The following is a 14,350-nucleotide window of genomic DNA, read 5'->3' on the forward strand; positions in this document are numbered from 1 at the left end:
AACTATTCGCTGGTAAGGGCCTTGACCGGGTCGAGGCGGGCGGCCTTGCGGGCCGGCATGAAACCGAACACCACGCCGGTGATCACGGCGCAGGCGAAGGCGCCGAGGATGGCGGGCAGGGCGAAGGCCACGGCGATGTCGGCCAGCAACAGGCCGCCGCCGATGGCCAGGGCCAGGACGATGCCGGTCACGCCGCCGACCATCGACAGCATCACCGCCTCGGTGAGGAACTGGCGCAGGATGTCGCGCTGGCGCGCGCCGGTGGCCATGCGGATACCGATTTCGCGGGTGCGTTCGCGCACGGTCATGAGCATGATGTTCATCACGCCGATGCCGCCGACCAGCAGCGAGATCGCGGCAATCGCCCCGAGCATCAGCGACAGGCTGTTCTGGGTGCGGGCCTCGGCCTGGATCAGCGCGGCATCGTTGGTCAGGACGAAGTCATGCTTGCCCTGGTGGCGCTGCAGCATCAGGCGTTCGATCGCCTGCTCGGTTTCCTTCACCCGGCCGGAGTCCAGGGCGGCGATGGTCACGTACTCCGGGTCGCGGCTGCCGAACAGGCGAATGGAGGCAGCGGAGTAGGGCACCACCACGCGTTCGTCGCTGTCCTCGCTGCCGGAGCTGGCGCCCTTGCCCTGGAGCACGCCGATCACCTGGAACGGTACGTTGCCGATCAGCAGGTACTGGCCGAGCGGATTGCTCCCTGCGCCAAACATCTTCTCGCGCACTTTCTGGCCGATCACGGCCACGGCGGCGGCGTTGGCTTCGTCGGCCTCGCTGTAGAAGCTACCCTCGACCACCGGCCAGTTGAAGATCTCGGGGAATCCGGTGTTGTTGCCGCCGACATAGAACTGCTCACCCTTGTTGCCGTGGCGCACCATGAGCTTGTCACCGATCACCGGCATGACGCGCTTGACCTGCGGCAGCTCGCCAATGGCATCGACATCGTCGAGGGTGACGATGCCGGTCAGCTCCTCGGAGGAGTGCTTGCCGTTGAGGTAGAGGATGTTCGAGCCGAAGGCGGCCATCTGCGCCATGACCTGGCGCTTGCTGCCTTCGCCGACCGCCAGCATGACCACCACCGAGGCCACCCCGATGATGATGCCGAGCAGGGTCAGGGCGGTGCGGAAACGGTTGATCCACATCACCCGCCAGGCGGCCTGCAGGGACTCTATCAGTTCGCCTTTCCAGGCGCCGCGCTGGGTAGCGCCGAAGTCCAGGCGTTGGCGAAGGTCGTCGGCTTGCACCTGTCGGGGCGGGACATTGGCCGATGACGGGGTGGCCGAGTCACTGACCACCTCGCCATCGCGGACCTCGATGATCCGCTGGGCGCGGGCCGCGACCTCGCGATCATGGGTGATGAGGATGATCACATGGCCCTGGCTGGCCAGCTCGTCGAGCAGGGTCATCACCTCGGCGCCACTGTGGCTGTCGAGGGCGCCGGTGGGTTCGTCGGCGAGGATGATGTGCCCGCCGTTCATCAGCGCGCGGGCGATTGATACCCGCTGCTGCTGGCCGCCGGACAACTGGTGCGGACGGTTGCCGGTGCGGCTGGCCAGCCCCAGGCGCTCGAGCAGGGCGCGGGCGCGGGCATGGCGTTCGGCGGGCGGGGTGCCGGCGTAGATGGCCGGCATCTCGACGTTCTCCTGGGCCGAGCCCGAGGGAATCAGGTGGTAACCCTGGAACACGAAGCCAAAGGCTTCGCGGCGCAGCCAGGCCAGTTCGTCGCTGTCCAGCTCGGCCACGTCCCGGCCTGCGAAGCGGTAGTTGCCCGAGGTAGGGCGGTCGAGGCAGCCCAGGATGTTCATAAGGGTCGACTTGCCGGAGCCCGAGGCGCCGACGATGGCGACGAACTCGCCGGGGTGGATGCTCAGGCTGATGCCGCGCAGCACCTCGACCCTGGGCGAATCGACACCGCCGTAGACCTTGCGGATGTCGCACAGCTCGATCAGGGGGGTGGCCATCTCAACCCCCACTGGCGGCAGGTAGGCCGATGACCAGGCGCTCGCCTTCGTTCAATCCCTCGAGGATCTGTACCCGCAGGCGGTCGCTCAAGCCGGTGCGCACCTGCCGCGCTTCGACCTGGCCCTTGCCGTTCAGCACCTGGGCCAGGCGCAAGCCCTCTTCGGGAGTCTCGTCCAGCGCGGCCAATGGCACGCTGAGCACCTGGCTGGCCTGCCCGGCGACGAAGAACACCTGGGTGGTCATCTCTGCCATCAGGGCGCCGTCGGGGTTGTCCACGTCCAGCAGCACGGTGTATTGGACCACCTTGGTGCCCGTGGTACCGGCCGTGGTGCTGGCCGGGCTGCCCCCGCCCTGGCTGGATTGGTCCAGGGGCTTGGGCGGCACAGGGAGGATCTGCCGCACGGTGCTGGTCCAGCGCCGCTTGCCGCCGGCCAGGGTATTGAAGTAGGCGGTCATGCCCGGCTTGACCTTGCCGATGTCGGCTTCGGACACCTGGGCCCACACGGTCATTGGCGACAGCTTGGCGATGCGCAGGATCAGCGGTGTCTGCTGCTGGGCATTGAGGGTCTGGCCCTCGCGGGCGTCCACCGCCACCACGGTGCCGCTCATGGGGGCGTAGATCCGCGTGTAGCCCAGCTCCGCCTCGTCGCTGCGCAGGCTGGCCTGGGCCTGGCGGATCTGCGCCTGGTACATGTCGATGCGCGCCTGGGTCACCTTCAGTTGCGCTGCGGCCGTTTGCAGGTCTTCCTGGCGGCTGGCCCCGGCCGCGGCCAGATCCTGCTGGCGCTTGTACTGCTGCTGGGCGAGCAGATACTGCGCCCGCTGTTCGGCGAGCTGGGCCTTGAGATTCTCGATCGAGTAGCGCCCGGCATCGAGCTTGGCCTGCTGCGTGGACGGGTCGATCTCCACCAGCAGTTGGCCTTGGCGCACCTCGTCACCGGGCTCCACATGCAGCTTGCGGATCTGCCCCGAGGCCTGGGCGCCCACATCAACATAGCGGCGCGGCTGCAGGGTGCCCAAGGCGGTGACGCTGCTTTCAATGTCGGCGCGGATCACCGGCACGGTGCTGACCGGTGCGCCGCCGAGCGGCAGGACCTGCCAGGCCACCAGACTGCCGAGGCCGGCCAGGCCCAGGGCGCCGATCAGTACTCGGCGGCGGGTATTGGATGTGCGTGTCATGCGGGCTTCCAGCCGGAGGTAATGGCCGAGTGCCGCGATGGGGCGTGCGCTCGGGGGTCCCAGTTAAACGAATGATATCGATGACGATTTAGCGCAGAGAAGGGGCTGCGTGTTGCTGCGAATAATTATAATTTGTAAGATCGCACGCTGATATCATCCAGACCTCTGCTCTTGGCTCGCAATGCTGGAGCAGGGTGACGCCAGGTGCCGTCGTGGAACATTACTATCGCGAATTGGTGAGCTTCCTGTCCGCCCGACTCGGTAATCGCCAGTCGGCCGAAGACGTCGCCCACGATGCCTACATCCGGGTGCTGGAGCGCACGGAGGGCGAGCATATCGAACACCCGCGCGCTTTCCTCTATCGCACGGCCATGAACCTCGTGGTCGATCATCATCGTCGGCATCTGGTGCGTCAAGCCGAGCCGCTGGAGGTACTTGACAGCGACGAGCGCTGGCATACCCCCGCGTTGACCCAGAGCATGCAGCTCGACCAGCGCCTGGCGCTGATGCGCCAGGCGCTGGATGAATTGAGCGGGCCTTGCCGCGACAGCTTTCTGCTGCGCAAGCTCGATGGCCTGTCGCACCAGCAGATCGCCGAGCACCTGGGCATTTCTCGCAGCCTGGTGGAAAAGCACATCGTCAATGCCATGAAGCATTGCCGTGTGCGCATGCGCCAGTGGGAGTCCTGAGTGAGCCGCCTGCGGATGTGAAAATTCCGTGAGTGGGCGACTTGATTTCTCCCGGGTTCACGACAACTATCAATAAAGACCCCCCGTTCAGGCATCCCGCCTGACGTTGCCGTTGCCGGCGCAGTATGGTCATGGAGCTACCGTTACCACCCAACTGCCCAGGTCCGGACGATGCCTAACAAATCCATGCGCATCCTCATCGCCGACGAGCACCCCGGCCAGCGCTTGCAGCTGGAGAAAATGCTCAATGGCCTGGGTTATTACCGGATCGCCCCGGTGGAAAGTTTCGACGACCTGCAGCGCCTGGTGCACAGCGCTCTGGAACCCTTCAACCTGCTGGTGGGCAACATCGAGCTGGCCAGTCATGCCGGGGTCGACCTGGCGCGTTTTTGCCGGGTCAGCTCGCAGATCCAGCACGCGCTGCTGTACCACTCGCCACACCTGAAAGTGCCGGCCGTACCGCCGAGCGATCGCCACGCGGTCAGTATCAGCCTGCCTCATGCGCCCGACAGCGAGGCGCTGGAGTCCTTCATGGCGATCATCGACATGCCGGTGCTAGTCGGGCAGTTGCCCTTGCCGCCGGGGTTGGCGGGGGCGTCTGGTTATGCCCGGCGGCGTACCAACCTCGCGCAGACGGTGTTCTGCCGCAACCCCTGAACGGCGGGTGGATTTGCTATCCTCTGGCCTTTTGCCTCGCTGCGGAAGCTGCCATGACTGCCATCGATACCACCCGCCCGCCACGGTTCAGCCGTCGCGACCACCGGACCCTGGGGCTGGCCGCGCTGGGTGGCGCCCTGGAAATCTACGATTTCATCATCTTCGTGTTCTTCGCGCTGACCCTCAGCCAGCTGTTCTTCCCGCCCGAGATGCCGGAGTGGCTGCGCCTGCTGCAGAGCTTCGGGATATTCGTCACCGGCTACCTGGCCAGGCCACTGGGTGGCATCCTCATGGCCCATTTCGCCGACCACCTGGGGCGCAAGCGGGTGTTCAGCCTGAGCATCCTGATGATGGCGCTGCCCTGCCTGCTGATCGGGGTAATGCCGACCTACGCCGACATCGGCTACGCCGCGCCGCTGATCTTGCTGGCCTTGCGTATCCTGCAAGGGGCGGCGGTTGGCGGCGAGGTGCCCAGCGCCTGGACCTTCGTCGCCGAACATGCGCCACCCGGGCGTCGCGGCTATGCGCTGGGCTTCCTTCAGGCCGGGCTGACCTTCGGCTATTTGCTCGGGGCGCTGACCGCGACCCTGCTGGCGCAGCTGTTCACTCCCCAGGAGATCCTCGATTACGCCTGGCGCTATCCCTTCCTGCTTGGCGGCGTGTTTGGCGTGATCGGTGTCTGGCTGCGCCGCTGGTTGAGTGAAACTCCGGTGTTTCTGGCCCTGCGGGCGCAGCAGGAGCAGCCGGTGGCCTTTCCCCTGCGACGGGTGCTGGGCACACATCGACGGGCCCTGATGCCGGCGGCGCTGCTGACCTGTGTACTGACCTCGGCAGTGGTGGTGCTGGTGGTGATCACCCCGACCGTGATGCAACAGCGGTTTGGCATGACAGCCGGGTACACCTTCGCCCTGAGCAGCGTGGGTATCGTCTTTCTCAATATCGGCTGCGTATTGGCAGGGTTGCTGGTGGATCGTATCGGCGCCTGGCGGGCGCTGATGCTCTACTGCCTGCTGCTGCCGTTGGGCATCGGCGTCTTGTACGCCAGCCTGGTGGGCCAGTGGGGGCAGACCTGGGCTGCCTATGCATTGGCCGGCCTGTGCTGTGGCGTGGTGGGGGTGGTGCCGTCGGTGATGGTCGGGCTGTTCCCGGCCGAGATCCGGGTGTCGGGCATCTCCTTCACCTACAACGTCGCCTACGCCCTGTGGGCCAGCACCACGCCGCTGGCGCTGATTGCCCTGATGCCCTGGAGCCCATGGGTGTGTGTCGGCTTTTGTCTGGTCATGGGCATGGTCGGATTGCTGACGGCGCTCTATTTCGGGCGTCGTGAGTCGTTGGGGTTCGCTGTGCAGCCGTTGCCGCTCATGTGTGGTGACAAATGAGGCGGTGCTGAGCATGGCTGAGACAGACCGCCTCGGTGATCTGATGCTGGCCTTCAAACGGCAGGTCAATGCCGCCGCTGTCGACCCTGCCTTCATGGCCTGCGTTCGGCGCAAATTCGACCTCGATCAACGTGAGGCGGGCGAAATTTTTGGCGGCGGGGTCAATGCCTTTTCCCGTTACGAGAACGGCAAGACCCAACCACCGGTCGCACTGATCAAGCTGTTCAAGCTCCTTGACCGTCATCCGGAGTTGTTCGAGGAAGTCAGGACCGCCTGATACGCCCAGGCAGTTAACAGGTCCTACAGGCAGGGTAGGGATTTTGAGCGTCCGCAGCTCTGCTCCCCTACAGCGCCTTCGAGGCTGTGCACGTAATTTCGGCTGATCGTTGACGGACCCTTCCGTTCATACAGTCAGGAGAAATGTACATGTCCAGTTTCAGCATCACCTGGATGACACGGGCCGAGTTGCCTGCGTTTCCACCACAGATGAGCTTTTCGGCTGCGAATCCCGCCAGCACGAAACCGGATGATCAAGCCAGGACCCCGGTCATACGCTGGGGCCGTAGCCTTGCCTGTGTGCTGGAGTCCCGTCACCTTCACGATCAGGCCTGGGTGGTGGTCTACGGTGATGGCAGGCAATTGACTGGCGTACATCCGCTGCATGACTTTCGCCACATCAGCCGTATCCAACTGGCCGCCAACAGCCATGCCGTGCTGTTGACCGACAGCGCGCAGCGCCAGCAAACGGTCGAATTCACCCAACTGAAGGCACTGGATGGCAGTGGTGGTGCCGGGGCCCCCATGAACGGCCTACCCAGCGGTATCCCGTTCATGCTCACCAATGGTCATGATTACCTGATGGCGGACGAGGAGGGCGTGTGCCTCGCCGTGAATCCAGATCCCAAGGCCATGCAATGGCTCTACAAGGACGGGCAACTGGTGAATGTCACCACGGGGCAGGCCTTGGGGCTCGGAATCTGCGGCAAGACGAACGCTGCATCGGAAGATCGCTGGCGGTTATCGTCCAAGGGAGAGCTCGTCTATGGCGACGGCACCCGTACCTTGTGCAGTGCGTCGACCACGAACGAGGTCTGGCTGCAGCGACGAGATGAGGCGCCGCCGACCGCTGGCTGGCGGGTGCAATTGCCACAGCTTCCCAGGCGTAGCCAGGCACCGAGTATGGTCATCGACACGCTGAGTGTGTGTCTCGCTGTCTCCGCTGACTACAGCGCCGGAACAGGCGACTCCATTTCGTTCTCGATCAATGGCAGCCGGTACCGTCAGCCATTGGCCAGCAGCTTCGAGCGTGGGGCGCACTTCAAGGTCAAGGTCGACCTGGCCAAGATGTTCCAGCGCAGCGTGATCTATGCCGATGAGCTGCACTCGGTCGAAATCTACCAGGCCAGTGCCGGGGGTTACGGCCCTGCCTGGAAAATGCAGTCGCTGGACTTGAAGGTCAATGACCAGCTGAACAACCGCGTGGTAGGGAGCGACAACCGCTGGATCGAGGCCAGGGACGGCGTGGCATGGCAAGGCCGGGTGAACTGGCTGGACTGGCGCAAGGCCGATATCTCGGCGCCCCTGGACTTTGCCGGCTACACCTACCCGGTGCAGTTGCAGCAATGGCTGATCGATGTGCTGAAGTGGCGCAGTTACAAGCCTGAGACCATCGATGGCGTCTGCCAGCTGATCGGCGAGGATCGGGGGCAGATACTTGCCTATGAGCTTAAGAGCGGTAGATTGATCTATCTGCGCCCCAATACTGCCCAGGATGCCTACACATGGGTCTACACCCCGCAAAAAAGCATTCTGGTCAAATTCTGGGACCACTCACTCGATCGTACAAGTTACACCCGGCACAGTCAGCTTGGCGGTGGGCAGGCGGTGGTATGCGCCGGAGAAATGCGGATCGACCGCAAGACCACCAGCAATGCGGTGACTGACATCCTTGGCCTGGTCAACGACGCCTCCGGGCACTACAAGCCCGACGGCGGGCAGTGCCTGGGGCATGTCCTGGAGCGGCTCGAGCAGTTGGGGCTGGACACCGCACACACCGTGGTTTCGTACAAACGGTAGCGTCTGTGTGCCATGCAAAAGCCCCCGGGCCTCACGGCCAGGGGGCTTCTGCTTGCCGCAACGGCAGGGCTTACATGTTCGGGTAGTTCGGCCCGCCGGCGCCTTCAGGGGTGACCCAGGTGATGTTCTGGGCTGGGTCCTTGATGTCGCAGGTCTTGCAGTGCACGCAGTTCTGCGCGTTGATCTGGAAGCGCTTGTTGCCGTCTTCCTGAGTGACCACTTCGTACACGCCGGCCGGGCAGTAGCGCTGTGCCGGCTCGTCGTACAGTGGCAGGTTGCTGGCGATCGGGATGTTCGGATCGGTCAGCTTCAAGTGGCAGGGTTGTTCCTCTTCATGGTTGGTACTGGAGAGGAATACCGAGCTGAGCTTGTCGAAGCTGAGCTTGCCGTCCGGTTTGGGGTAGTCGATCCTTTTCGAGTCGGCGGCGAGCTTGAGGCAGGCGTAGTCCGGCTTGGTGTCATGCAGGGTGAACGGCAGCTTGCCGCCGAACCAGTTCTGGTCCACGTAGTTGAACGCGCCACCGAGCAACGGGCCGAACTTGTGCAGGGCCGGGCCGAAGTTGCGGCTGGCGAACAGCTCTTCATGCAGCCAGCTGGCCTTGAAGGCGCTGACATAGCCGTTTAGCTGGTCGCCGCCTTCGCTGCCGGCGATCAATGCGTCAGCCACCGCCTCGGCGGCGAGCATGCCGGATTTCATCGCGGTATGGCTGCCCTTGATCTTGGAGAAGTTCAAGGTGCCCAGGTCGCAGCCGATCAGCGCGCCGCCATTGAAGACCATCTTCGGCAGCGAGTTCAGGCCGCCTTTGCAGATGGCGCGGGCGCCGTAGCTGATGCGCTTGCCGCCTTCGAGGTACTGGGCCATCACCGGGTGGTGCTTGAGGCGCTGGAACTCGTCGAACGGCGACAGGTACGGGTTGGAGTACGACAGGTCGACGATCAGGCCGACCACCACCTGGTTGTTTTCCAGGTGATAAAGGAAGGAACCACCGGTGTTCTCGGCGCTCATCACGTCCAGCGGCCAGCCGGCGGTGTGCACCACCAGGCCCTGCTCGTGCTTGGCCGGGTCGATTTCCCAGATTTCCTTGAGACCGATGCCGTAGTGCTGGACGTCGGACTCGTTGTCCAGGTCGAAGCGCTTGATCAGCTGCTTGCCGATATGGCCACGGCAGCCTTCGGCGAACAGGGTGTACTTGGCGCGCAGCTCCATGCCCGGGGTGTACAGGCCGTCCTTCGGATGGCCTTCGCGGTCGACACCCAGGTCGCCGGTGACGATGCCGCGGACCACGCCGTTTTCATCGAACAGCGCTTCCTGTGCGGCGAAGCCCGGGTAGATCTCAACGCCCAGGTTCTCGGCCTGCTGGGCCAGCCAACGGCACAGGTTGCCCAGGGAGATGATGTAGTTGCCGTGGTTGTGCATGGTCTTGGGCACGAACAGGTCGGGGACCTTGGTCGAGCTGCCAGCATCCTTGAGCACATAGATGTCGTCGCGCTTCACCTCGGTGTTCAGCGGTGCGCCGAGTTCTTTCCAGTCAGGGAACAGTTCGTTCAGCGCACGCGGTTCGAACACCGCGCCGGAGAGGATGTGGGCGCCGACTTCGGAGCCTTTCTCGACCACGCAGACGCTGATCTCGCTACCGGCTTCGGCGGCCTTCTGCTTCAGGCGGCAGGCGGCGGACAGGCCCGCCGGGCCTGCGCCGACGATGACCACGTCGAATTCCATGTATTCGCGTTCCACAGGTTCTCTCCTACTCAAGGCTCATCGCGTTGCTTGTCTTTATATGGGTGTTCACGGTCACGTGCGGCGTGCAGAAGCTGTAGCTTCGCAGGTGATGGACTACACCGTTTTGTCTTGGCCGCGCATTATATCTACACCACTTGGCGGGTCCAATACAAACGTTTGTTTGAATTTGCCGGAGGCCCGTAGAATCGCAGGTGGGCGGCTGGACGCTGGCCAATTTGCCGTATTGACCGGATTGGGTGTTACGGTCAAGATACGAGCGCTTTCGCGTTCGCCGTAGGCTGACCGTCGGGCGCAGGTGCACCCCTAAAGACCAGGCGTGGAGCAGGGTTTACGGGCCGAATCAGGTTTTGTAGTGGAGTCTACACGCCACGACAGAAAATGACCCGCGGGTTTTACCCGCAAGGGTCGAAACAGGACTGATCGGTCAATTGAACTTTGTCGGCGCCGAAACGTTTTTAGAGGTGCCCTTGTACCCACGCGCATTCGCCGGGCAGTCCCCAGGCGATCTTCTTTTCACCGGAGAGTAACGAGGAATCCATGAAGGTTCTTGTAGCTGTCAAACGAGTGGTCGACTACAACGTCAAGGTTCGCGTCAAGGCGGACAACTCCGGCGTCGACCTTGCAAACGTCAAGATGTCCATGAACCCCTTCTGCGAAATCGCCGTGGAAGAAGCCGTCCGCCTGAAAGAGAAGGGTGTGGCGAGCGAAATCGTCGTCGTTTCCATCGGCCCGACCGCCGCCCAGGAGCAACTGCGTACCGCCCTGGCCCTGGGCGCCGACCGCGCCATTCTGGTCGAGGCCGCTGACGAACTGAACTCCCTGGCCGTGGCCAAGGCGCTCAAAGCCGTTGTCGACAAGGAGCAGCCACAGCTGGTCATCCTCGGCAAGCAGGCCATCGACAGCGACAACAACCAGACCGGCCAGATGCTCGCCGCGCTGACCGGTTTCGCCCAGGGCACCTTCGCCTCCAAGGTCGAAGTCGCCGGCGACAAGGTCAACGTCACCCGTGAAATCGATGGCGGCCTGCAGACCGTCGCGCTGAACCTGCCCGCCATCGTCACCACCGACCTGCGCCTGAACGAGCCGCGCTACGCGTCGTTGCCGAACATCATGAAGGCCAAGAAGAAGCCGCTGGAGACCATCACTCCAGACGCGCTGGGCGTGTCCATCGCCTCCACCAACAAGACCCTCAAGGTCGAAGCGCCTGCTGCCCGCAGCGCCGGTATCAAGGTCAAGTCGGTGGCCGAACTGGTCGAGAAGCTGAAGAACGAAGCGAAGGTAATCTAAATGACTATCCTGGTTGTCGCTGAACACGAGAACGGTGCCGTAGCCCCGGCCACCCTGAACACTGTCGCCGCCGCTGCCAAGATCGGTGGTGATATCCACGTGCTGGTCGCAGGCCAGAACGTCGGCGGCGTCGCCGAGTCCGCCGCCAAGATCGCCGGCGTAGCCAAGGTGCTGGTTGCCGATAACGCCGCCTACGCCCACGCCCTGCCGGAAAACGTCGCGCCGCTGCTGGTCGAACTGGCCAAGGGTTACAGCCACGTGCTGGCCCCGGCCACCACCAATGGCAAGAACATCCTGCCGCGCGTTGCCGCGCTGCTGGACGTCGACCAGATCTCCGAGATCATCGCGGTCGAATCCGCCGACACCTTCAAGCGTCCTATCTACGCTGGTAACGCCATTGCCACCGTGCAATCGAGCGCGGCGGTCAAGGTCATCACCGTGCGTACCACCGGCTTCGATGCCGTGGCCGCCGAAGGTGGTTCGGCCGCTGTCGAAACCGTCGCTGCCGCCCACGACGCCGGCAAGTCGGCCTTCGTAGGCGAAGAGCTGGCCAAGTCCGACCGCCCTGAACTGACTGCCGCCAAGATCGTCGTTTCCGGCGGTCGCGGCATGGGCAACGGTGACAACTTCAAGCACCTGTACGCCCTGGCCGACAAGCTCGGCGCCGCGGTCGGCGCCTCGCGCGCCGCGGTCGACGCAGGCTTCGTGCCGAACGACATGCAGGTCGGCCAGACCGGCAAGATCGTCGCGCCACAGCTGTACATCGCCGTCGGTATCTCCGGCGCGATCCAGCACCTGGCCGGCATGAAGGACTCGAAAGTGATCGTCGCGATCAACAAGGATGAGGAGGCGCCGATCTTCCAGGTCGCCGACTACGGTCTGGTCGCCGACCTGTTCGAAGCGGTGCCGGAGCTGGAAAAGCTGGTCTGATCCGCCTGCTTCACTTATAAAGAACCCGGCCCGCCCTTGGCGGTCCGGGTTTTTTCATGGATTTTTTCAGGGGCGGGGAGAGGTTGCATGGCGTTTCGCTGGAGCAAGGGTGGGCTGGCCTGCGCGCTGGCGCTGCTGTCGACGCAGGCCTTGGCGCTGGGCAAGTGCGAGCGCCTGGTGGCCACCGGGAGCCCGGATGCGCCGCCGTACTCCTGGCAGGACCCGCAGGACCCGAAACACCTGATCGGTGCCAATGTCGATCTGCTGCGCCAGGTGGCGGCCGAGCTTGGGGTGAAGGTCGAGGTGCTGTACGCAGGCAAGCGCGAGCAGGCCCTGGAAGAGGTGCGCAGCGGGCGCATGGACCTGCTGCTCGACACGCCGATGCAGGTCACCCAGCTGACAAGCCTGGATTACATCCATCCGGCCCTGCAGCTCAACGAATACCTGGTCTGGACCCGCCATGACGCCACCCTGGTGTTCGATGGCCCGGCAGACCTCGCCCAGTACCGCGGCGCGCTGTCCGAGAAGGCTCGCCTGACTCCGGCCTTCGACACCTTTGCCAAGGCCCAGCTCAAGCTGGAGTCGGCGCAGAACCTCACGCAGGCCTTCCAGAAGCTGGTGCTCGGCCAGGTCGACTATGTGCTGGCCGGGCGCTACTCGGGCATGGCCATGGCGCAGAGCCTGGGCGTGGGCAGCGACCTCATCGCCCGGGGCTTGCCGGTGGATCGTCCGGGGCTGTACCTGGCGGTCTCGCACAACTCAGCGTGCAACGACAGTTGGTTGCGCGGACAACTGGCGAAAAAACTGACAGAATTGCCGATCTCCGGGGCGAGCGAAGCTGTGCTGCAGCGCAATGTCGAGCGTTGGAAGGCGCAGATGCAGGCGTCGCAGGGTGCCCCCAAACAGTAGGAAGCGTGAGTGAGAATCCAACCCTTGATGCTCGCCCTGGCCGTGCTTGGCCTGGCTGGCTGTGCCAACGACCCGGCACCCAATGAACAGCTGCGCCTGTCGGAACAGGCGTTGGAGCAGGCCAAGGCGGTCGGCGCCAATGAACAGGTGCCGGAGTTCAAGCTGGCCGAAGACAAGCTGGCCCGGGCCAAGAGCAACATGCTCGGCGAAAGCCATCGCGATGCGCGCATGCGCGCCGAGCAGGCCGAGCTCGATGCGCGCCTGGCCGAGGCGCGGGTGCTGAACCAGAAGAGCGAGGAGCAGCTGCAGGCGATGCAGTCGCGGATCAAGCGTTTACGCAAGCAGTTGGAGGTGCAGCCATGAAGCGTCTCAAGCCCATGGCAGCCCTGGCCTTGTTGGCCCTGGTCGGTTTGCAGGGCTGCGCCAGCCAGCGCAGCGAGTCGGCATTGGACGACGCCAGTGCCGCTTTCCAGAAGGTCAAGGACGATTCCGATGTGCTGCGCAGCGCGCCACGCGATGTGATTCGCGCCGGCGAGTCGCTGGCGCGCGCGGAGCGTCTGGCAGGCTATGTCGGCACGGGTAGCGATGTCCGTCATTACGCCTACCTGAGCCAGCGCTACAGCGAGATTGCCAGCGAGCACGCCAAGCTGGCATTGAACCAGGAACGCCTGGCCAAGCTCGACCTGGAGCGACAGCGCCTGCAACTGGCACTGCGCGAGGCCAAGCTGGCCAGCGTCCAGCAGCAGGGCAAGTTCGTCGAGGCGCAGATTGTCGCGCTGGCATCGGAGCAGACCGACCGCGGGCTGGTGATGACCTTGGGCGATGTGCTGTTCGATACCGGCCAGGCTGATCTGAAGAACTCGGCCAGCCGTACTGTATTGAAGCTGGTGCAGTTCCTTCAGCTCAATCCGCGGCGCGTGGTACGGATCGAGGGTTATACCGATAGTACCGGTGCGGCGGAAGAGAACCTGAAACTGTCCCGTGATCGGGCGCAGTCGGTGGCCGATATGCTGGTTGATCTGGGGGTGGACGAGAAGCGGATCCAGGTCGAGGGTTATGGTGACCAGTATCCGGTTGAGGCCAATGCTTCGGAGCGGGGCAGGGCGCAGAATCGTCGGGTCGAGATCGTCTTCTCCGATGACAAGGGTAAACTCGCGCCAGCGCGTTGAATTCTGTTTTGATTGCGTGCAAGCCCGGTCCTGCAAGAAGTTATACATAACTTGTAGAAGCGGGCTTGCACACGATAGGGTTCATCCAGTCAATTCATAGCCAGCCGGCTAACTACCACTTCGCATTTCTTGATCTTGATCTTGATCTTGATCTTGATCTTGATCTTGCTGTTGCTTCTAAGTGCGCAATAGTTCAGGCGCCGCCAATTGCGACTTCAGTAGGCCGAGCGGAGTTCTTGCGAAGGGAGGTGACGGGCATGGATGCCCGTCAAGCGCTGCGCCCCAGGATGGGGCGTTCAGCGCGGTCCTCCCGGGAGCAAGAACGGAGCGAGGGGACCCCGGAGCGAAGCGTAGGGGCCGGATGAATGG

Annotated in this window: 12 protein-coding genes and 1 pseudogene; 10 read left to right on the forward strand and 3 right to left on the reverse strand. The window is 63.7% G+C overall.

What is annotated here, in order from left to right:
- Positions 1 to 2: 2 nt before the first annotated feature.
- Positions 3 to 1,964 carry a MacB family efflux pump subunit gene (locus DMX06_RS22405; protein WP_110739400.1) on the reverse strand — a complete coding sequence of 654 codons (1,962 nt, stop codon included), beginning with the start codon at positions 1,962 to 1,964 and terminating at the stop codon, positions 3 to 5.
- Position 1,965: 1 nt separating this feature from the next.
- Positions 1,966 to 3,144: an efflux RND transporter periplasmic adaptor subunit gene (locus tag DMX06_RS22410; protein ID WP_110739401.1), complete on the reverse strand. Its 1,179-nt coding sequence runs from the start codon at positions 3,142 to 3,144 to the stop codon at positions 1,966 to 1,968.
- Between the two features lie 212 nt (positions 3,145 to 3,356).
- Between DMX06_RS22410 and DMX06_RS22415 the strand changes: the two genes are divergently transcribed.
- The 5 genes and pseudogenes from DMX06_RS22415 to DMX06_RS22435 all read left to right on the forward strand — a co-directional run bounded on the left by DMX06_RS22415 (position 3,357) and on the right by DMX06_RS22435 (position 7,945).
- On the forward strand, positions 3,357 to 3,833 hold the full coding sequence (locus DMX06_RS22415) for a sigma-70 family RNA polymerase sigma factor (RefSeq protein ID WP_110739402.1): 477 nt from the start codon (positions 3,357 to 3,359) through the stop codon (positions 3,831 to 3,833).
- A 171-nt stretch (positions 3,834 to 4,004) separates the two neighbouring features.
- Complete coding sequence (locus DMX06_RS22420) at positions 4,005 to 4,490, forward strand: histidine kinase (RefSeq protein WP_110739403.1); 486 nt, start codon at positions 4,005 to 4,007, stop codon at positions 4,488 to 4,490.
- Positions 4,491 to 4,543: 53 nt separating this feature from the next.
- On the forward strand, positions 4,544 to 5,869 hold the full coding sequence (locus DMX06_RS22425; protein ID WP_110739404.1) for an MFS transporter: 1,326 nt from the start codon (positions 4,544 to 4,546) through the stop codon (positions 5,867 to 5,869).
- Positions 5,853 to 6,146: pseudogene (locus DMX06_RS22430) on the forward strand (type II TA system antitoxin MqsA family protein); the annotation flags it as partial. The gene DMX06_RS22425 and the pseudogene DMX06_RS22430, both read left to right, overlap by 17 nt.
- 149 nt (positions 6,147 to 6,295) lie before the next feature.
- On the forward strand, positions 6,296 to 7,945 hold the full coding sequence (locus tag DMX06_RS22435; RefSeq protein WP_146232231.1) for a hypothetical protein: 1,650 nt from the start codon (positions 6,296 to 6,298) through the stop codon (positions 7,943 to 7,945).
- Positions 7,946 to 8,015: 70 nt separating this feature from the next.
- Here the strand turns inward: DMX06_RS22435 and DMX06_RS22440 are convergent, their stop codons facing one another.
- Positions 8,016 to 9,680 (reverse strand): electron transfer flavoprotein-ubiquinone oxidoreductase, encoded by a 1,665-nt coding sequence (locus tag DMX06_RS22440; RefSeq protein ID WP_110739407.1) that lies wholly within the window; start codon positions 9,678 to 9,680, stop codon positions 8,016 to 8,018.
- Positions 9,681 to 10,223: 543 nt separating this feature from the next.
- On the opposite strand from DMX06_RS22440, the gene DMX06_RS22445 reads away from it, so the two are divergent.
- The 5 genes from DMX06_RS22445 (at position 10,224) to DMX06_RS22465 (ending at position 13,981) form a co-directional block, all read left to right on the forward strand.
- Positions 10,224 to 10,973 carry an electron transfer flavoprotein subunit beta/FixA family protein gene (locus tag DMX06_RS22445; protein WP_028692905.1) on the forward strand — a complete coding sequence of 250 codons (750 nt, stop codon included), beginning with the start codon at positions 10,224 to 10,226 and terminating at the stop codon, positions 10,971 to 10,973.
- Entirely contained in the window at positions 10,974 to 11,903 is a 930-nt protein-coding gene (locus DMX06_RS22450) for an electron transfer flavoprotein subunit alpha/FixB family protein (RefSeq protein ID WP_110739408.1), read from the forward strand.
- 87 nt (positions 11,904 to 11,990) lie between these two features.
- A complete protein-coding gene (locus tag DMX06_RS22455; RefSeq protein ID WP_110739409.1) occupies positions 11,991 to 12,812 on the forward strand; it encodes a substrate-binding periplasmic protein in 822 nt (273 codons plus the stop codon).
- Between the two features lie 9 nt (positions 12,813 to 12,821).
- Entirely contained in the window at positions 12,822 to 13,175 is a 354-nt protein-coding gene (locus DMX06_RS22460; RefSeq protein WP_050704797.1) for a DUF4398 domain-containing protein, read from the forward strand.
- Positions 13,172 to 13,981, forward strand: coding sequence for an OmpA family protein (locus DMX06_RS22465; RefSeq protein WP_028692909.1), 810 nt, complete (start codon positions 13,172 to 13,174; stop codon positions 13,979 to 13,981). The genes DMX06_RS22460 and DMX06_RS22465 overlap by 4 nt, the downstream gene beginning before the upstream one ends.
- Positions 13,982 to 14,350 lie beyond the last annotated feature (369 nt).

Origin of the sequence: Pseudomonas mosselii (genome assembly GCF_003205295.1) — a bacterium.
Classification (GTDB): domain Bacteria; phylum Pseudomonadota; class Gammaproteobacteria; order Pseudomonadales; family Pseudomonadaceae; genus Aquipseudomonas; species Aquipseudomonas mosselii_B.